Consider the following 19,888-nt stretch of genomic DNA (forward strand, 5'->3'; position numbering starts at 1 on the left):
AGACGCCGAGCATCGCGATCGCCAATTTTCCCAGGTTAGCCATTGGTACCTCCACTGTTCAATGGACAAGGGCTCAACATCACAAAAGTTCCGACTGGCGACGATCTAATTGAATAAGGGCTGGCGTATCGACACAGACGTGAGCGGTCGTCCCTAAAGCGGCGTGTTGTCGTTGGCCTGCCGGGCGGCTTCGGCCTCGGCGACGTCGATCGTGCAAAGCTCGTTGCCTGCCTGATCGCGCATCCGTACCAGCCATCCAGTCAAATCGTCGTCGCCGGGTTGCAGGGACGAGCAGGTCGATCGCGCAACGGATCGCCTCGGCGCGAGCAGCCTCAAAACTTGGCATCACGGCAGGCGGAACCTGGCGAGCCTGGTCGCCGTCGCGATATTCGAACGTATAGACATTGCTCTGCCGGCCGCGGACATTGCCGGATTCCGGTGTCCTATTGAAACCGCCAATTCTATCGACAGGCATTTCGAAGGTCGCGGTCTGACCAAGCAGGGCTTTTGCACGGTCGATTGCCCCCAGCGCGCCGTCGGCGACGTCGCCTCGCGCCATTTCGACCGCGATAGATTCACCCCCTGGCCCTCAAACACCACTCTAACAAGAGGCAGGCCGGAAGGCGCGGCCGCCTGTCCAATGTTGATTCCGACGATATGCATGGGGATACCTTTGACGCTCAGTTTCGCACTCTCAGTGCTTTCGCTGCTCGTGCTCATCCGCGCGGACGAGATAGTCGCTAGCTGCGGCCAGTACGGCCAAGAACGCAGCGGCATATCTGGCAAACCCGAAGGCCTGCGCGGCGGCCAATTTCGCACCGCGTGCATGCTCGGCGATAAATGCATCCGTCGCATCCTGAACTTCAGCTCCAGCCTTGCCGAATAGGGTGCGCTCCTTGGCTGTGGGCTCAAACGCCTTACCGATTATGTGGCCGAGCAGCAGGCCACCCGCAGATCCAGCGAGCACCTTGGCCCGAAACAGGTTTGTGATCGCCTTGCGCGGATGGGCTTCATAACGAATTGACGCGGCGTCGGAATGCGAGGCGCCGGCGACCTTATCTACAGCTATATCGTCGGCGCCTGCCGGGCCATGCGTGCTTCGCCTGCCGGCGTCAAACACCGCAACTGCACCCAGTGCGACCGCGGCAGCAGTGCCACCATTATTCTTGACGGCGTCCGACACACCGCCTAGCGCCTTCGCCACCTTCTGCTTCGCGTACCGGGTGGACGCATCGACCAGATTTCGGGGCTGCAGGCGCCGGCTTATCTCGCTGACAGGTTCAAACAAAGCCTGCCGCTCTGTGCGGCTTTGCAGCATGATTTCGCGCATCTCTTCACTGGGTTGAGCCAAAACGCATCCCCTGTTTCAATGCCGCGATGTCAGTGCGCACCTGGTTGACGGTTTCGACAGGTGTGATGGTCCATCCCGCGAGCGCTCGCTTCGCAAGATAGAGAAACAGCACGCCGCCTACCCCCAGAAGCGCTGCGACGATTAGGCAAGCTACCATCGGACCGACACCAAAGTGGATCATAGCGAGGATCAGGAACTGGACCATGGCGAATGCAGCCAAGACAAAGAGCACCAGTGCGGCGATGCCGCACGCGCCTGACGAGACGATCGTAGACGTCTTAACCTTCATCTCGGCTTGGAGAAGACGAAGATCGAGGCGCATCAGCGAAGCGAGATGGCTATACCCTTCGCTGAAAACGCTTCCCAAGGGTCGGAGATTGGAACCATCATCCATCTGGAACGCTCTTCGTGTCAGGACCGATCGGAGCTTCGCATGATCCGGGTCAGCACAACGCCGGCCAGGATGCCTACGCCGAAAAAGGCCGCCGGTTGGCGCTGGGCGAATTTCGTGACCGAGTCGAGCAGTTCACCCACGTTGCGGTCCCTGATATCCGACGAAATCCGTTCGACACCTTCGGCCGCGCTCCGAACCATGCCTGCAACCTGCGGAGATTGCTTCTCGATTCCATCAGCCGCCTCCTTCACGGAATGGGCAATGTTGGCGATCGCGTCGGCGCCGGCGGTCTTGTTCGACTCCACCGCTTCCTTGAAGGCGCCCGCAGCATCCGACGCAACCGAACCGGCATAATTTTTCGCGTCAGTCGTCACCGAAGCGGCAGCGGTTTTGAGATGCCCTGCGGTTTCGGCAGCGCTCGACTTTAGTTTGCCGAGCGCTTCCTTGCTGCTGTCGGCCACCTCGGCATCGTTAGTGTGTAGCCAGTTCAGGTCGCTCGATGATCCAGTGGGGTCGTTGCTGATTGATGTGTTCACGGTTTTCCACTCCTGTTGTTGTGAAGTGAACTCGGCCAATGGCAACCTGTTCCTGCCTAGAGCGAATTTTCCTGCCGCGAGGTCTCACTAGTAGCTCTAACATGCTATTTTCGATTTGGCCTGCTGCCGGAACAGAGCAGAACTCGGGCATCTGCACCAACCGCTTCGGATCTTGCCGGGCTAACGTCAACGGACTTCCAACCAGCATCTGAAATCTGAGTGCGGAGAACTGCTCCAGCACGCGATGCAATCTTGGAAGCGACGTTCTTGGTGCACCAAAATGCCCGATCCAACGAAGCCCGCTATCGATTTCAGCTACCAATACCTGCCCTACGGAACGCAACTCGACAACGACTTGGCCGAGCTCGTGCGCAGCGCCGACGAAACAATCGACGCGCTGGCCGATGTGCGGCGGGCCGACGGGGCACTGCCGAACGCAAAGGTAACGGTCGACAGTCTTTCTCCGGCCGTCCTGGCGCTGCTGCGTGGCGACGGCCCGACTGGATCAACAGGGCCGACGGGACCGGCTGGCGTCGGCGCGATGGGGCCGAGCGGTCCCGCGCGATCGACGCCCCAACCGCAGCTTCTAAGGCGTTCGACAGAAGGGACGACGACCGTTTTCGCGCGGCTTCGACTGGATCTCTGCTTCCGACATCCGCAAACCATACGCGGATCGCTTCAGAATGGACCGGGTTATTGGGGTATGCTGCATCTGCCAATGAAGGCGCTGCGGCTGCGGAGAGCGGTTGTGTGCGTCAAGCCCGGGCCGCCGGTGAAAGAGATAGGCGTCCCGGGCGATCGGTTGCGATTACGCCCGCCTCGTCGCGCAAGATCTCGTCGGGCAGTTGAGGGCTGACCTGGCGGGGGTTCGGCACGCTTTGGGAACCAACCGCATTAGCTTGTAAGATTTTATTGACAAGGTCCCATGTACGAATATTTTCGATATTTTCAAATGCTAGACCTCTGTCAGTATAAGTTTTGCTAAAGTAAGTATTAATCTTAGATCTGCCTATTTTTTGCGGAGGTGAGAGTGTCTTGATGGCCAAATTTCCGCCGATCGGCTGTCGAAAAATCAGAAAAATGGTCTTTATATTACTGTGGTCCATTCAAATTTATAGCCCAATTCTCAGCTTTATGCGGCTGCGCTGCCGCCCCGCGATTAACCACTCCCGAATGAACACGGTTAACGATTCGCTAATTTAGTTGACTATGTTTTGCACAGGTATATTTTCGAAACGTTGGGATGTGCAATTTGGGCGAGCAATGGGCGATGGTGGCATCAGGCGCGTGACCGCGGTTTCGGGGCGTATCGGATGCTGAACGGCAGCTAATAGCCGCGTAGCACCGCCCAGCAACTCAAAAAGCAATCGACAGACAACAGGAGTGGACGATTCCGCGGAGCGGAAGGTTTGTGACGTTCTCAGGAACGTCGCCCGGCAACGCTATGGCCGGCAGTAGTGTGCGCAGTGCGTAAGGGCGAAGGGGTGGAGTATGGGTAGAACTGTCAATGTTCTGAAACTCGGGGCCGGGAACACCCGAAGGGGCGCGAATTCCAATCGGGGTCGCGCGCTGGTTGCCGGTGGGGCAGGATTCCTGGGTTCGCATCTGTGCGAGCGTCTTTTGCGGGATGGGTACGACGTTGTCGTGTTGGACAATTTCCACACCGGCAAAAGATACAATCTCAACGCCCTCGTGCGCGATCCGCGATTTACGTGCATCGAGCACGACATCGTCGACCCACTGCCCTTGGATCTCCAGGTCGATGAAATCTACAATCTCGCCTGTCCGGCGTCCCCGCCGCATTACCAGGCAAATCCGATCCATACGTTCAAGACAAGCGTGCTTGGTTCGCTGAACCTGCTCGAACTCGCGCGGCGGAACAATGCGAAGATATTTCAGGCTTCGACGTCCGAAGTCTACGGCGACCCCCTGGTACATCCGCAGCCGGAAGGCTACTTCGGCAACGTCAACCCGCACGGTCCGCGATCCTGCTATGATGAGGGCAAGCGTTCGGCCGAGACGCTGTTCTTCGATTATTCGAGAACGTATAGCCTCGATGTCCGCGTCGCACGGATCTTCAACACCTATGGCCGCCGCATGCAACCAGACGATGGCCGCGTCGTGTCGAACTTCATCGTCCAGGCTTTGCGCGGTGACGACCTGACCGTCTACGGCAGCGGCCGGCAGACCCGTTCATTCTGCTACGCGGACGACCTCATCGAAGGTTTTATCCAGTTGATGAACGCACCGAGCGCACCGCAGCACCCGGTCAATCTCGGCAACCCTGCCGAATTCACCATTCTGGAACTGGCGACACAGGTGCTCGAATACACCAACTCACGTTCGAAGATCGTGCATCGGCCGCTGCCGGTCGACGATCCCAAGCAGCGTCGGCCGGACATCTCATTTGCCCGGGAAAATCTTGGCTGGGAGCCAAAGATCAGCCTGAGCCAGGGGCTCGCGCATACCACGGCGTATTTTGACGCCCTTCTCTACCCGAACCGGCGCGTCAAAGAAGCTGCGATGTAATGAGCCGCCCGGCAATCCTGGTGACGGGTGGGGCCGGTTACATCGGCAGCCACACCTGCAAGCTGTTGTCAGCTGCCGGCTACCTGCCCGTCGTTTTTGACAATCTGAGCCGTGGCAATGAGAGATCCGTTGCCTGGGGGCCGCTTGTTGTCGGCGATATCCGGGACCGGGAGGCGCTACAGCAGGCGATCAGCACCTACCAGCCGCAAGCGATCATCCACTTTGCTGCGCTCGCTTATGTGGGCGAGTCTGTTCACGAGCCCGCAGAGTATTATTCGACCAATGTGTCGGGTACCATCGCGGTGCTTGATGCGGCACGCTCGAGTTCTATCGAAAACATTATCTTTTCAAGCAGCTGCGCGACGTACGGCGTGCCCGAAACACTGCCCATTCGAGAGACCTCGGCGCAAAATCCAATCAGCCCCTATGGGCGAACCAAGCTGATGGGCGAGCAGATCATCAGCGACTATGCCAGCGCCTACGGAATGAAATATGCGATCCTGCGTTATTTCAACGCCTGCGGCGCCGATCCCGACGGCGAGCTCGGTGAGTGGCACTCGCCTGAAACGCACCTGATCCCGCGCGTGCTCATGGCCGCATCAGGCACCATCGACGAGATCGAGGTTTTCGGCACAGACTACGACACGTCGGATGGCACCTGCGTGCGCGATTACATCCATGTCAGCGATCTGGCCCGCGCGCATCTGAGGGCTTTCATGCATCTGGAGGCGGGTGGCGAAAACCTGTCGGTCAATCTCGGCACCGGGCGCGGGGTTTCGATCAAGGAGATTCTCCAGGCGGTCACCCGGATGACGTCAAAATCGGTTCCGGTTGTCTTCCGGCCCGGGCGCCCGGGAGACCCGGCGGAGCTCTATGCGGACCCGATCAAAGCGCGCGAACACCTGGGCTTCGTGCCGGAACTTTCCGACATCGATACCATCGTCAGGACAGCCGCCCCGTTCTTCGGGCTGGAGGCCACCGCGTTCACAATTCCGATGCCGACGGCGAGGCGCCGCCGGTCAACTGCGCCAGGAATGCCAAATGCATTGGAGGACATCACCAGCTCGCAAAGCTGGTAGTCGTCCCTGTTTGTCGTTGTCGGGGACGTGGGCTCATTGAGGTGGGTGAGCTTCTCGGCGAGCCTCAACTTTTGGAATCGATCGAGGTACGGATCTTGTCGAACTGCGCGCCCTTTGTATCGCCTTCCTCGAACTTTCGTTGCTCGTCGGAAGGGTCTCCCGGAGAGTGCCGGAAACTGTACCAGACACCGTCCGGATCCTTGCGCTGTTCGAGGGTCCCACTCCGGAAGCGGTGGCTGAAACACGTGCGGATCGGCGCTGCGGCGTAGGTCTTGGACCGCCAGACGAGATCCATGCACATCTTGCCATCGTTGCTCAGATGCCATCTGCCTTCGCCGACAGAAGCCGTGTCTTGCTCGGAGGTCCAGGCCCGGACCGGTCGATCCTTCTGTCCGAAATAGGCCGCTCCGTTATCCCATATCCACGTGCGGTCAGCATAAACAAGCTGAAGTTGGAAAGCCGTGGGAACGGCAACGGCATCTGCAGGGCCGCTGTCTTTGGGACCAGCTGCGTGCGCGGCTCCGCAAAGCGCCATCTGGCACCAAATGGCCAGGACGGGCGCAAGCGAGATGGCAAGTCGATGGCGCCTCGCCCGGCTCGCTGACTCAAATGGCAATCCGGTCCTGTTCGTCATGCTGAGCGGTCGCATTCAATGTTCGCTTCCCAAGCGGGCGTCGACCAGCCGAGCATACCGCAAGAACGGGCCCGGTCCGTCCTGCGCTGACAAGTGGCTCCACGCTGCAACCGTCAGTGTTTCGCATGCTAGTGAGTACCCCTCGAAGATGTCAACCGGTAGGACGGTCAGTGTCTGTCGCGGCGCGCACGGGCTGCAAATCGAGGACGACGGTCTGCCACGCGGCACGCTATAGACATCCCTCGACGAACGGGCCGCTAACCCATAGCGAGCCGTTGCTGTACATGGCGGTCCCGTTGTCGTCGGTGTAGCCGTGCGATTGCTCGTCGACACGCAGCCTGGTGTTTGGCACCAACTGACCGTTCACCTTGACGCTCTTGATGAACAGATTGCGATCACCTGCCTTGCCGTCTCCGCCCCACAGGTCGTTGCTGTAGCGAAGCTCGATCGTCTTCGGGTTAGGCACGCTGCTGAGATCGATGTGGAACGGCTTGGCCAGGGTTGACGCCTGCATCAGCTCCGCCATGGCGGCTTCCGGCGTCGAAGCGACGCTTTCCTTGCCCGGGACGTCGATCTCGGCAGTGGTCTTTCCGTCGACCACGACGTCGAACCGAGGCGCGCCCCGGAGATTAATGCCGGCAGCGTTGACCTCCAGACTGGTGATGGCGCAACGTCCTGTCTCTTTCGCCGCGGCGGCCACCAGGTCGGCCACGCGCTCTCTCTGCGATTGCACCCATCCGGCGATGGGCTGCAGCAGCGCGTTTCGATCGCCGGCATCAGTGAAGAGGTTGGTTCGCTCATCGGAATCGGCCTTGAGGTCGTATTCCTCCACCTTGCCGGTGGTCGCGTTGAAGATGACCTTTCGATCGTTCTCGCGATAGCCGAACAGGAAACCGGCCCAGGGATTGAAGAAGAAGGTCTTGTTTGGCCGTTGCTCGCTGAACAAAGTGCGCCCCTGCCACTGCTTGGGCAGCGCAAGTCCGAGTATGTCGAAGATCGTCGGGGCGATATCGACGATGCCGCCGACCGGGTGAGCAACTTCATCATGAAAGAGATGCTTGTTGATCATGATGAGCGGGATGTGGATGTTTTCCTCGTAAATCGCGCTGGCATGAATGTAGTCGCCATGCTCCCCGAACGCTTCGCCGTGATCGCCCAATATGACCACCAGCGTCGAATCGAGCTTGCCAGACTGCTTGAGCGATTCAAGGATCTCGCCAAGGGCCGTATCGCCGACCTTCAGGGCGTTGAGATAGGCATTGAATTTCTGGTCGTCCGAGTAGTGGACCAGCGTGTTGCCATCGGAGGAAGGCGCCATCTTCGAAAACATCGGGCTGTCGGTGATGTAGGGGTAATGGGTCATCGCCGTGAACATGATGCCGAAGAAAGGTTTTGCCTCGTCCTTGTTCATCCAATCGATGATCGACTGCGCCGTGCAAAGGTCACTGTTGTAGTCCATGTTTTTCCACTGCTCGGAGCTGAGCTTGAAGGTCGGGGTGCCGCATTTCTGCCCCCGGTAGTCCTGGACCACATCCAGTCCCTTGTTGAGGAAAAACTCATCGACCCGTTGGAATCGGGAATCCGCGCTCCAGAAAAACCCTGTGCGGAAATTGTTCTTGGACAAGGTGTTGGAGATCGAGTCCAGCGGCAGATAGGGATACCTTGCCGTCATGCCATAATATGAAATGTCGTTGTACATCGAGGTGAGCAGAGAAAATATCGAGTAATGCGTGGACGGTGCGTGCGCATATATGTTGTCGAATCGTATCGAGTCCTTTGCATACCTCTTCATATTCGGCGTGACCGGATACTTGCCGCCAAACGTCTCGATGTATTTGGATGGCACCGACTCCATCATGAAAATCAGCACGTTCTTGATTGGGTTCGGCGTCGGCGCCTTGAAGGTCGACGTTTCCGGCGGCCGCTCGCCGACGCTGGCGACATCCGGGTCATTGGTGCTGGCATTCATCGTCAGCACGACCGGCGTTGGATTGAGCAGGGCCGATTTAACAAAATACAGGATCGGATTGTCGATCTCGGCCGCCGGCAGCGCTTCCGCACGTACGTGGTGTCCACTACCGGCGATGGCAGCGCCGACACACACAACGAGCACGCCCAGGAAGGCCCCGTAGCCAGCGGCGCTCAGCCGCTGGCACAAACTGGCCGCGGCATAGCCAAGAATGAGCACCAGGATGACGGACCCGGAAAGGGTAGCGAAGTCCTTGATGTTGAGCGCGTCGCCCATCGCGTTCCTGGCATCGGCATTCTGCAGGAAGTCGCCATAGACCAGCCACTGGAACGTGAACGGTTCGCCCAGCATTTTGACGAGATTGATGTTGGCAAATCCCCAGCCCAGAGAGACCACGATAGCAACATAGAAGAGCAAGACGACGATTGCTGAGCCGAGACGGCTCGCCTTTGCCAGGAACAGCAGGATCAAAGTCGTCATAGTCAGGGACGTAACGACAATCAGGTCATAGTAGCTCGATGCCAATCCCTTGGGGACGGCCGCCAAAAGGCCTAAAACCGTGGTTTGCGGATCAATGATTGCGCCGCGGTAGACACCCAAAAGCAGCCACGACAACAGGCCCGTGCAGATGACCCGCAGGCTCCTGCGCCGGAAGCGCACATTCTTCGCCGAAGCGGTCCCCGCCTTCGACTGCGTAAGGCCGCTCTCAGGTCGGCTCGCCGACCCCCTACTGCCGCCGATGCTCATACAAACTACCCGCCGCCAGTTTGCGCTTCGGCCCCAAACAATGGCCGACAGCCTTCAAACCCCCACCCGCAGAATCGGCTTGCGCTAAAAAAGAGTCAATGAAATGGAGCTTGCGTTAACCACGTCTCTTGAGAACTGGTTAATCCACGCGATAATCGGCGAGGCGTTGTGCCCAGGTGAGCTGTTCCATCAACTGGGCACCCGCCATATGAATTGACGAACGGCGGGCGCCGTCGACCGCCCGCCGTCATGACGTTTCAGTACTGCGCAGGCAATCAGCCGCCGCGCAGACGCGTTGGGCTCAGGCTCGCGACGGTCATGCCCTGCTGTTGGGAAGGACACGTCGGCAGAAAGCGGCTCGCATCCGCGTATGTCATGGTCGCGATGGAGCTCTTTAGCCCCCCACGCTTGGCGATCCAGCCGCGAACCCAGCCAGGGTAGTTTTTCATCATGAAATTCGCGGCCACCTGATTGCCGCGCGCAGAAACGCCATACGGCAGGTGAAAGCCGAACGACGCGCTCTGCGTAATGCACACCTTGCTCTTGGGCATCGACAGATAAAGCGTGCAGGCCGAGTCGCACGAACCGTTGAACCGCACAAAAGTGCCACTGCGACGCATTTTTAGCGCACGAATGGCATAGTCGATCACATAGCCGCCGCGATCGCCACTGATGGTCTTGACGTTGGCCGTGCCAAGGCTGATGCGCGGACGCAGCAATTCTCCTGCGGAGCTTGCCGAGACCAGTGCGCCGATCAAACCGAGCGCACCGAGAAACTTCATTGTCGTTTTCATTTGCGCCTCCTGCTATGCCGTCAATGACTAGCTGGGAGGCGTAAAAATTGAATATTCCGTGTCGCTAAATTTGAATCAGTCGATCGATTATGCAGTCGTTTTAGAACCTGATTGACGATTTGGTTTACCAATGACGCAGAAGCATGATCACTGAAAAGTAAACCTGTCGCAGGCATCATTGCAGATGACTGTGCTGCGTAGCGCAATCGGCGGATTTGGATCAGAGGAAGTCGGATGGCCGTTGGTGGCAAGGAGCGGAGGAGGTCAAAGGAAGGCAAGCCTCGCCGCGTCTGCGTCGTGACGAATGCAATCGACCATGGCGGCGAAGATGGCGCCATGGTCGAGTTGGCCAGGCTTTTTGCCGAAGAGGGGGACGACGTCACCCTGCTATGGGTTCCAGGCAGGGATGCTCCAACGGAGGAGGCCGCGCGCCACCGCGAGCTGGAGGCGGCATCGGTGCGGCTGGTCATTCTCGACAAGTCCGATCAGCTGCTTCCTTGGCTGACGACACCCGAGAGCCGGTCCGCCGCTGTGCTGCATTATCTCGAACGGTCCGGCCACGATTTGGTCTACGCGCCCCTTGAGGGCGGGCTGCCTTACTACACGCTGCTAGCTGTCGAGACTGCGGCTTTTGCCGCGCCGCCGATCGTGGTCGTCGCTCACGCTCCGGAAGAATGGGAACATGAAGCCGACAAGGCGTTCTTCGACAGCGCCGAGGTGATTGCCGTCGCCTATATGGAGAAATACTGCGCCGAGATGGCGAACCGGACGATCTGTGTGTCCGCAGCCTTGCGACACTGGATGTTGTCGAAGGGTTGGAAGGTGAAGAAGGCGATCGTGACGCCGATGTTGCCGCTGCAGCATCGTCTCGCTCCAGCCGGTGTGCGATCGTCGACGGGCGGAGAACTTGCCGTCTTGGCCGGATGGCGCTTCCGCGATGGCCTGACGCTGCTTTGCGACGCGCTCGACATCATAGCGCCAATGGCGCCAAAAGGGCTGACGGTCACCGCATTCGGTCCATTTGGAAAGATCATGGGCGAGCACAGCGGTGGACTGCTGCTGAGACGCGCCGAGCGGTGGCCGTTCAAGGTCAACCTGTTGGCGCACGCAAGCCCCGCCGCAAAGCTCGACTACGTCGCGCGGGCCGGCGCGATTGCCGTCATCCCCGCCCACGCCGCATCGACGGGCGGCACCGTTGCCGCATGCATCGAGGCGGGATTGCCTTTCGTTGCGACCAATGTCGACGCGAACGCCGAGCGCTGGAGTGCGCAGGCGAGGCAGCCGCGGCTGGTCGATCCTGCCGCCGCCGCGTTGGCGCAGGCCATTTCGGCGGCGCTCGACGACCCGCCTCGCCCACTGCCTGTCGACAGCCCGAGCCAATGTCGGCAGTCCTGGCTGGATACGCGCAACTTGCCGACGCCAACTAGGCGCTGGCGCGTCGACAAAAGTGCCGGGTCGTCACCCCTGGTCTCTATTGTCATGGCTCATCGCAACCGGCCGCTCTATCTTAAACAGGCAATCGCTGCGATCGAAGCGCAAACCTATGATCACCTGGAACTGGTTCTGGTCGACGACGGAAGCGACCTGGATGAAGTCAGGCGATTGCTGGATACGCTGGAACCGACCTTCCGTCAGCGCGGGTGGAAGATTCTGCGCCGACCGCACAAGCACCTCGGTGCGGCGCGAAATGCCGGCATCCGCGCTTCGCATGGCGAGCTGATCCTGTTCGTCGACGACGACAACGCGCTGTTTGCGGAGGCCGTCGATCATTTCGTGCGTGCGATGGCTACATCGGGTGCCGACATCTGCACTGCGTTCCAACTGATCTTCTACGAGGATTTCGTGCCCGAAGATCGCGCCGACGGGCTGATCCAGTACCTGCCTCTGGGTGGTCCCGACGCGCTCGGCCTGATCCATAACGTCTACGGTGACGCGAATGCGATGATGCGCCGGTCTGTCTTCTCGCGGATCGGGTTCTTGATCGAAAAGCCGGGCTACGCCATGCACGACTGGGAATTCTTTGCTCGAGCCTCTCTCGCCGGTCTCAAGATCAGGACGATTCCAAAGCCGCTATACTGGTATCGCTCGAAACCGGATGGCATGTTTCGGACGTCGAACTGGTACGACAACCGGCTTCCCATCCTGGAGGCGTTCAGGTCGAGCCTGCCCGATGGCGCCCGCCTGCTGCATCATTTGGCCATTGCCCAGAACGCGCACCGGTCTGAAATTGAAAGTGCCCGCGAAAACCTGAAATATACCCCCGGCAATCGGAAATATCTGGAGCTTTGCGACATCGAGCCGAACAGCGATGCGGCCATAGAGAAGCTTGCCAGCATTGCTGGGTCGATCGGCCGCCCCGATACGGCTGCCACTTTGCTTGGGCGCCCCGCCACAGACCACAATGCCGCCGACCGTCCTGATGTCGGCGGCGGTTCTATCATTCTCGACTACGACATGCTGCGGAGTGCGCGGTTGCTTACACCCCGCGTCTCGGCTCTCCCGCTGCTGCTTGTCGCACCGGACGACGGCGGGGTGTTCTTGCGTCCGCATGCGGACGGCCCGGTCGCTGCATCGCTTGATCATCATTTTCCAGCCTTCTTCCGGAAGGTTGAAGCATCCGTCGAAATCGCTCATGCCGATGCGCCGGCGATGGATTTTGCTCTCGCCCTTGCTCGACCCGACCAGCCCATAGATTGGCAACAGGACATCGGCAAGCAAACGATCGCCTTCTCAGGCTGGATGAGCATCGAAGACAGATTTGTGCGTCATCACTTGGTGGCAACGCTTCGCACACGAAGGAAGATGCTGCTTTCAATCGTTCTCGCCGTTCGTTTCACCGCAACGTCCAACGGTTTTCCCACGAATGCGTTCTTCCGCACGCTGACACTGTTCAGCGACTAAACGTCGATCCAACCAGGCAAGGGAGATCCGAGCGCAAGCCAGGCCCGTTCATCGGTCGTGCGCGTTAACCACGTTGGTGGAACCTTCCAAGAATGGTTGACAAAACGTTAACAGACGCTAATGTTTCAGTGGGTTGAGTAGGTGGGGTGCGTTATGCGTAGGATTCATTCTCTACTGTTGGGTGGACTTAGTCTGCTGGGGTTGAGCGTCGCTTTTTCTGACGCGGCGCAGGCGAAGACCGAAGTTGGCGTCAAGGAAGCCGAGCTTGCCTGCGAGCAGGCCCTTAAAACCGGCACCATCGAGGCACTTGAGGATTATCTGCACCGGTACCCGAACGCTCCGACAGCCTGCAAGGCGCTTGCTCTCAACAGTTTGGGCCAGTTTGCGGGCGGTGAAGAGGGCAAAGGCCACGGTGAAGGCGGCGGCCGCTACGGCGGATAAGCATCAGCCGGATTTTCCCTCAGTAGTTCGAGCACATCAGGTGGCGTAGTCGCTGCGCTGGTGTTGCATGGCCAGGGTCGAAACGAAACCGGCGAAGGGCTCCGAGGTCTTCATCCAGCCGAGTTCGACGAGTTGCGCGCCGTCACCCCGATAGCAGACGGAGCTTTGGTTCCGAAGCGCGAGTTTCGGATTGCGCTCCAAGGCCTCCATGTAGGCAGCGCGCTCCTCAAGCGTCTTTTCCTTGAGCTGCGCATTTTCACTCAGAGACGACGCTGATTTCTGGCGGAATCCCCAGACGAATTTGAAGTGCAGCAATGCGACGCGCAGTTCGCTGAATCGGACCTTGCTGATCGTGTGCTGTGCGACGTGATAACGCGTGCCGCGCCCCCATTTCACGATCGGCACCTTTGTCAGGCACGGGGGAAAAGTTTGCTTGAACCGGCCGTGCCAGAAGACCCGTTCCCTCACGCCACCGAACATCTGCTCGGGTGGGTACATACCGTCGCGCGGGCGCAGCCATCCCGGCTCCGGGTCGAAGTAGGGTGAAGCTTCAACAAGCGGGATCTTGCCATTATAGCTGTATTCGGCCAACGGGCCATCGGCGTACATGTCGATCATGGAGCCTATGACAGCATCGACGCCGGTCGAATCGAGGTAGCTGCAAAGCTGCTGGAGATTTGCCCGCTCAAAATCGGGATAGACGAGAAGTTCGTCGGCGTCGATCGAAAGGCACCAATGGCCGGTGCCGAACACATTCATGAGCGTGTTGATCCATCGCGGCGGATCGATGTTTTCAGCGAAATGCGATCCTTCCGTGTGGAAGCAGTGGCTGTCCGGCTGCTCCAGGATCAATTCGCGGGTCCCATCCGTGGAGCCATTGTCCAGGAAGAAGAACCGATCGACGCCCAAGCCGCGGTAGTGGTCGAGAAGTTGCCGCAGCAATTGGGCTTCGTTGCGCAGTCCGACAAAGCACAAGATCTCGCCATCGGTCACGTCAATGGGCCGGTCGTCCAGTCGCGCGAGATGTTTTGGGGATCGAAGTTCAACCATCCGAGGTAATCAACCAGTTTACGCGAAAGGCAGGTACGCTGCTGAGAGTCCCGCGAAACGATTATCAAAGTGTTATCCAACTGTTGGCAAGACTGTTTCGAACGAAGCGGGCTGACAAGGGGGGGTCATTGAGCATTGGTTCCAAGGCAGGCGCCATGCCCACGGGCAAGCGACAGGCAAGCCAGAAGCCTCGCAATGTGTGTGTCGTTTCGGAGGTTGAGTTCGGCTCGACGGCGACTGGCGATCACGGGTCGGTAACCTACGCGCTGGCGCAGCATCTGGCCGGAACCGGCGATACCGTGACGCTGCTTTGGGCGCCGAGCCCGCTCGGCAGCCAGCCCGATGATCAGGAAATAGTCAGGCTGGGCAAATGGTGCTTCGACAATTTCCTGGTGCGGCTCGAATTGTTGCCGCCCTCGCCCGAGTTGCTGCGCGGCACGGAGTCCTGCGACAAGAACTCATTGGCCGTCTACCACTACCTCAAGCAGAATGCATTCGACGTTGTCTATTTTGCGCTTGAAGGCGGACTGGCGCATTTCTCCACCCTTGCGAAGCGCACAGGTGTCTTTCCCGATCCTCCTACGATCATCGTGCTCGCACATGAGCCCCTTGTGTGGAAGCTGGAAGCCAATTCACGGGCGGTCGAACGCAAGGAGCAGATGACCATCGCGCACATGGAAAAGAGGTCGGCCGAGACGTGCGACCATCTTGTCATCGCTGGCCAGTCGCTGCTCGACTGGATGGCCAAGGCGGGATGGAAGCTGCCCACCAGCCATCACATTGCTGCGCCCCTCGAGCCGGAGGAGTGGCGTTCCAACTTCGCTGTCGATCACTACAGGCCGCGGGATCGGCCAACCGCCGAAGTGATTCATTTTTCAGGCACAGAGGCGCGCGATGGGCTGACGCTGTTCTGCGATGCGCTCGATCGTCTGGCCGACAGCGGCGTCACCGATCTGACAGTGACGGTAGTCGGCGCGTTTGGTCATGTCCTGGGCGAGCATTCGGGTGGCATGATCGTTCGGCGTGCGCGGCAATGGCCGTTCAAATTGAAGCTCCTGCCCATTCGAGATGAGCCTGACATCTATAGATACCTGCGGCAGAGTCATGCTCTGGTGGCGATGACGCACTCAGCGGCTCAGCTGCCGCTGGAAGTGATGACGTGCCTTAACGAAGAGATCCCGTTCATTGCGACAGATGTCGGCAGCATTCGTGACGTGCTCCATCCGAAGTCGGCCGATGCCGTCCTGATGGATGCGTCGGCCTCCGCCATCGCGGCCAAAATTGCGTCTGTGCTGGAAAGCCGATCGTTTCGTCCGGCAAAGCCCCTGCAAAAGCGGGAAGCGCTCGAGAAAGCCTGGAGCGGGCTGCACGCGAAATTCTCCCGCGAACCCGGCAAGGTCTCCAGTCGCAGGCGGAGCCAACGGCCGCTCGTTTCGATCATCACTGCGCACTACAACCGGGTGCACCTGTTGCCGCAGGCGATTGCCTCGGTTCGACGCCAGGACTACCCCAACATCGAATTGATTGTCGTCGATGACGGCAGCACCGATCCCGATGCAATCAACCTGTTGGCGGAACTCGAACCGGAGTTCGAGCAGCGAGGATGGCGGATCATCCAGCAGAAGAACGGCTTCCTCGGCAAGGCGCGCAACACCGGTATCCGCGCCGCCAGGGGTTCGCTGATCCTGTTCCTGGACGACGACAACGTGCTGTTCCCAAACGCCGTCAGTACGTTCGTCGCCGGCATGCAAAATTCCGGCGCCGATATCTGCACGACCTTCGCCAAGTGGCTCAACGAGCCCTTCGTGCCGCCGGACACCAGGAGCGGCTATGTGCTCTACTTCCCGGTCGGCGGGCCGACGGACATCGCCATGCTCAACAATCCGTATGGCGATGCCAATGCGATGTTCCGGCGTGAGGTGTTCGACAAGATAGGTTACCTCAACGAAGAGCGGGGGTTTTCCGCAAGCGACTGGGAGTTTTTCCTTCGCGCGGATCTGGCAGGCCTGGAGATCGTCCCTGTCCCGGAGCCGCTCTATTGGTACCGGTCGGCACCGACGGGCATGAATCGAAATGCCGAGTGGCTGAGGAATCGCAAGCCGATCATCGCTGTCTTTCGAAAGCATCGATTCGCGAAAACGGAAATGTTCGTGCAACTGGCCATCAGCTCGAACACCGACAATCATGAGAAGGAGCTCAATCTCTGGAATCTGGAGCTGCGGGTTAACGACGAGCGGTATCTCAGGTTGAGTACAGGTCCCGCCAATACCGCGGACGCCATGCAGTTGCTGGCCGAGATCGCGGCACGCGAAGGCAGGGCGGATACCGCAATTTCGCTTCTCGCCCGTGCAGGGCGAAGCGACTTTGCTGTGGGTGTGGTTGAAATACTCAACGCTGCGACCGGAGAGACGGTGCCCGAGTTGAATTCCTCGCTGTACCGCGAGCAGTATCTTTCCGCCGAGCCCATGCGCCTGGCTCATGTCGGTTCGTATCCGGATGCCGATCCGGACCTGCTGAGCTATGTCGAACAGTCTCCAGACCAGTTGTTCCTCGAAGCAAGGGGCAGCAATGTCACCATGGCTTTGCTGAAGGGAGTCTGCCCGCCGGGCACCGTAGGCGCGACGTGTTGGGTTTACCTCGACGAGGAACTGACGGGCTCTGCGCAGTTTCAGCTCGCGATCGTAGACGCAGAAAACCAGACCTTCAGCAATCTCGCCCGGCTGCTTGAGGTTGGCAGCGGGAGCGGTTGGGCTGATGTCAGCCGACGGCACGAGGCGCGTGAGATAGGGGCGATGGTCAGTTCGCCGGCAACCGGCCGACGCGATTTGTTGTTGGCAGTCAAATGCGGCGGCAGCCGCCCGGAGGCGCGCGTCCTCGGCGGCTTTTCCAGCGTCCATATCCGCCATGTCGTTTCGAACGATGCCTGGCGCCCGCGCCTCAACGCACCCCAACAGCGCCAACGCACGCGCCGAATGACCAATGATGATCTGAAGCGTGCGGCGCTTGTGACGGATTATCCCTCCGAGCTGCCGACGCTGCTCATCGCGGGCGACAATGGCGGTATATTCCTGCGGCCGAACACGCACGGTCCGGTTGTTGCCGCCCTCAATTCGGCGTTCCCGGCCTTTGCCAGAAGTGTCATCGCGACAGTGGAGATCGCCCACGATGAAGCATCCCCATTCGAGTTCGCCATGGCGCTCGGCAGGCAAGAAGAAAAACTTGTGTGGAAACACGATGCACCTGTCGGCGCGCTGTCATTCTCGGGATGGACGCGCGTCTCGAGACCGTTCGAACTGCATGACCTGAAAGTTTCGACCCGGGAGGTCGATCGCAAGTGGCTGACGATCTACCTGGCAATCCGGCTGCCATCCGGCTCGAAGCCGATGCCGTCCAATGCTTTCTGGCGCAAGCTGTTGCTGGTGTGGGACTGAGGGGCGCGGGTTGTCGGGACGCGGTCGCGCCTTGTCGACGTTTAAGTGCGGTAGTAGATTAAGTCCGCGTGGAGGCGCCAAGACAATGAAGAAATCGCTGGGCCTTGTTCTGGCATTTATTGTCATTACCGGATGCGCAATGTCTTTCGGCGCGGCCGGCCAGGAACGCGACGTGGGGTCTAAATGCACGCAGTGGAATGCACATCGCGTCCTCTTCAAAAAAGGTGACGGCAAGATATCCGAGGAATCCGCGAAGGCCCTTGCGGCTTTCGTCAAGGATACTGGGCACGATTGCGGCTACCGCCTTTACGCAACGGCGAGCAAGGAAGGCAACTACAAAAAAGCCTACGACATCGCTGGTCTCAGGCTCGATGCAACCGGCGATTTTCTCAAGGCGCAAGGCGTCAAGCCCGAAATGGTGCTGGTGCTTTCGCATTGGGTTGACGACGGCGCCGCCGACACCAATACGGCGCGGAGCGCGATACTGTACACGCTGCCAAAGCAAGGCATATCTTGCCGGCAATATGAGAAGCGCAGCCCTGTGCAGGTCGACCTGTTTTTCTATAGCCAGTCCTATGTGATCTCACCGAGGGTCAAGGCCGACCTCGAGAAGTTCGCCGCCAGCATCCGCAACTCACGTTGCAATGTCGAACTGACGGCTCTCGCGGCTACGGAATTCACCGGCGCCGACGCTGCAAAGACAAACAAGGAACTGGCCAAGCAGCGCCTGAAGGCGGTCGAGGATATCTTAACCGCAGCCGGGATCGAAAGCGATCGTCTGGTAGACACGAAAGTGGAGTACGTTGGCGACCAGAAGCCGAACGGCGTTCGCAATCGTCTGGCGACCGCATCCCTGATGTAAGCTTGCCAGATTAGCTGACCCGCGACGGACCCGCAACGATGTGGGCTACGGCGCACCACACCCGACGCTGGACGGCTGGAAGGCCCTCCTCGACCAGTTACTCGCGATCGGCACGGCAAGGTCTATGTCGGGCGTGGGGATTTCCTCCGGGTGGCCGAGGCGGCCCAGCAGATCGCCTATGTCGACAAGCCGACGAGATCGTCACCGCCTATCATCCACGGCGTCAATGACGGCCCAGGGATCTGGTGGGCTTTTCTGCTGGTCAGGTGTTGAATGTGGGCCGATCGTACGTCCGCGATCAATCCGCCGCAGCTCGGCGGCCTTGACCACCCGTTGCAGCCCGCCGACGTCACGAAATGACGGGCGGGCACCAGGAAGTCCCACGGGTTGCCTCTTCACGCCAGCACGCCTGTGCCACCGTCGCTGCCTAAGAGGCGGCGACGGTGGCCGCTTGAAGCAGAACCCGCGCGCCGGTAACCGCGTGGGCAGGCTCCACATATTCCGCCTCGTTGTGGCTCAGCCCGTCACGGCACGGCACAAAGATCATCACGGCAGGCGCCACCCGGGCGAGGAACAGCGCGTCATGAAATGCACCCGAGATCATCTGTTTGTGCGGCAGCTTTAGGCTATTGGCGGCCTCCTCGACGGTTTTGACCATATCGGGAGAGAATGCCGCCCCCGGCATGTCGAACGACCGACTGATCGTAACCGTGCAATGCTGAGCTTCTGCCTCCGCCGCGCACACCTGGCGCAGTTCTGCTTCGATGGCATCGAGCCGCTCTACCCGCGGATGCCTGATATCGACGGCGAAGACCACAGACTGCGGTATGGCGTTGATCGATCCCGGTTGGGCGGGAGCGGAACCTCTTTCCAGCCTTGGCCCGGCTGTCTGTGCACCCTGATGTTGGGCAGCCGGGCCGACGCCCTTCTGAATTCAATTATCGCCGGCGTCGCGGCTAACAGACGAAACCGTTATTTAGTCTGGTCCTCCCTGCCTTGGTGATCTCGCCTTTACAGATTCCAATCCTGGACGCTAAGCCAGCAGCGGCCACTCGCTGCTGTCAAATCAACAAGCCCCAAACATCAGGTCGCGGTTATATACAAAAAAGCCGGCCACCTTTCGGCAGCCGGCCAGTGCAAACAAGGAAGGGAACGTTGCACTGATGGGGC

At 59.5% G+C, this 19,888-nt stretch carries 15 protein-coding genes; 6 read left to right on the plus strand and 9 right to left on the minus strand.

Features of this window, described 5'->3' with window-relative positions:
* Positions 1-694: 694 nt before the first annotated feature.
* From NKH35_RS28505 to NKH35_RS28520, 4 genes are all read right to left on the minus strand, one after another.
* Entirely contained in the window at positions 695-1,330 is a 636-nt protein-coding gene (locus NKH35_RS28505) for a hypothetical protein (protein ID WP_023699163.1), read from the minus strand.
* 4 nt (positions 1,331-1,334) lie between these two features.
* On the minus strand, positions 1,335-1,745 hold the full coding sequence (locus NKH35_RS28510) for a phage holin family protein (protein WP_023713090.1): 411 nt from the start codon (positions 1,743-1,745) through the stop codon (positions 1,335-1,337).
* 17 nt (positions 1,746-1,762) lie between these two features.
* On the minus strand, positions 1,763-2,320 hold the full coding sequence (locus tag NKH35_RS28515; RefSeq protein WP_245260344.1) for a hypothetical protein: 558 nt from the start codon (positions 2,318-2,320) through the stop codon (positions 1,763-1,765).
* A gap of 716 nt (positions 2,321-3,036) precedes the next feature.
* Complete coding sequence (locus tag NKH35_RS28520; RefSeq protein WP_352713161.1) at positions 3,037-3,387, minus strand: hypothetical protein; 351 nt, start codon at positions 3,385-3,387, stop codon at positions 3,037-3,039.
* Between the two features lie 385 nt (positions 3,388-3,772).
* Between NKH35_RS28520 and NKH35_RS28525 the strand changes: the two genes are divergently transcribed.
* Both NKH35_RS28525 and galE read left to right on the plus strand, forming a co-directional pair.
* Positions 3,773-4,810: a UDP-glucuronic acid decarboxylase family protein gene (locus tag NKH35_RS28525; protein WP_027049395.1), complete on the plus strand. Its 1,038-nt coding sequence runs from the start codon at positions 3,773-3,775 to the stop codon at positions 4,808-4,810.
* Positions 4,810-5,889, plus strand: coding sequence for a UDP-glucose 4-epimerase GalE (galE, locus tag NKH35_RS28530; protein ID WP_023713087.1), 1,080 nt, complete (start codon positions 4,810-4,812; stop codon positions 5,887-5,889). Before NKH35_RS28525 ends, galE begins: the two co-directional genes overlap by 1 nt.
* A gap of 64 nt (positions 5,890-5,953) precedes the next feature.
* Here galE and NKH35_RS28535 read toward each other — a convergent pair whose 3' ends face one another.
* From NKH35_RS28535 to NKH35_RS28545, 3 genes are all read right to left on the minus strand, one after another.
* On the minus strand, positions 5,954-6,523 hold the full coding sequence (locus NKH35_RS28535) for a DUF995 domain-containing protein (protein WP_023699168.1): 570 nt from the start codon (positions 6,521-6,523) through the stop codon (positions 5,954-5,956).
* A 229-nt stretch (positions 6,524-6,752) separates the two neighbouring features.
* The gene (locus NKH35_RS28540) at positions 6,753-9,239 is read right to left on the minus strand and encodes a sulfatase-like hydrolase/transferase (RefSeq protein ID WP_352917123.1); all 2,487 of its coding nucleotides are present in this window, start codon (positions 9,237-9,239) and stop codon (positions 6,753-6,755) included.
* A 275-nt stretch (positions 9,240-9,514) separates the two neighbouring features.
* Positions 9,515-10,033, minus strand: a complete 519-nt coding sequence (locus NKH35_RS28545) for a hypothetical protein (protein WP_023746383.1) — start codon at positions 10,031-10,033, stop codon at positions 9,515-9,517.
* Between the two features lie 336 nt (positions 10,034-10,369).
* Here NKH35_RS28545 and NKH35_RS28550 point away from each other — a divergent pair, with 336 nt between their 5' ends.
* Both NKH35_RS28550 and NKH35_RS28555 read left to right on the plus strand, forming a co-directional pair.
* Positions 10,370-12,934, plus strand: a complete 2,565-nt coding sequence (locus NKH35_RS28550) for a DUF6212 domain-containing protein (protein WP_352917125.1) — start codon at positions 10,370-10,372, stop codon at positions 12,932-12,934.
* 201 nt (positions 12,935-13,135) lie between these two features.
* On the plus strand, positions 13,136-13,375 hold the full coding sequence (locus NKH35_RS28555; RefSeq protein ID WP_023670631.1) for a hypothetical protein: 240 nt from the start codon (positions 13,136-13,138) through the stop codon (positions 13,373-13,375).
* A gap of 36 nt (positions 13,376-13,411) precedes the next feature.
* Here the strand turns inward: NKH35_RS28555 and NKH35_RS28560 are convergent, their stop codons facing one another.
* The gene (locus NKH35_RS28560) at positions 13,412-14,425 is read right to left on the minus strand and encodes a glycosyltransferase family 2 protein (protein ID WP_352917127.1); all 1,014 of its coding nucleotides are present in this window, start codon (positions 14,423-14,425) and stop codon (positions 13,412-13,414) included.
* A gap of 128 nt (positions 14,426-14,553) precedes the next feature.
* On the opposite strand from NKH35_RS28560, the gene NKH35_RS28565 reads away from it, so the two are divergent.
* Positions 14,554-17,856 carry a DUF6212 domain-containing protein gene (locus NKH35_RS28565; protein WP_352670733.1) on the plus strand — a complete coding sequence of 1,101 codons (3,303 nt, stop codon included), beginning with the start codon at positions 14,554-14,556 and terminating at the stop codon, positions 17,854-17,856.
* An 85-nt stretch (positions 17,857-17,941) separates the two neighbouring features.
* Positions 17,942-18,718, plus strand: coding sequence for an OmpA family protein (locus NKH35_RS28570; protein WP_352917129.1), 777 nt, complete (start codon positions 17,942-17,944; stop codon positions 18,716-18,718).
* A 427-nt stretch (positions 18,719-19,145) separates the two neighbouring features.
* Here the strand turns inward: NKH35_RS28570 and NKH35_RS28575 are convergent, their stop codons facing one another.
* Entirely contained in the window at positions 19,146-19,535 is a 390-nt protein-coding gene (locus tag NKH35_RS28575; RefSeq protein WP_352670727.1) for a M20/M25/M40 family metallo-hydrolase, read from the minus strand.
* Between the last annotated feature and the right edge of the window lie 353 nt (positions 19,536-19,888).

Source organism: Mesorhizobium sp. M1143, assembly GCF_040318435.1.
Taxonomy (GTDB): Bacteria; Pseudomonadota; Alphaproteobacteria; order Rhizobiales; family Rhizobiaceae; genus Mesorhizobium.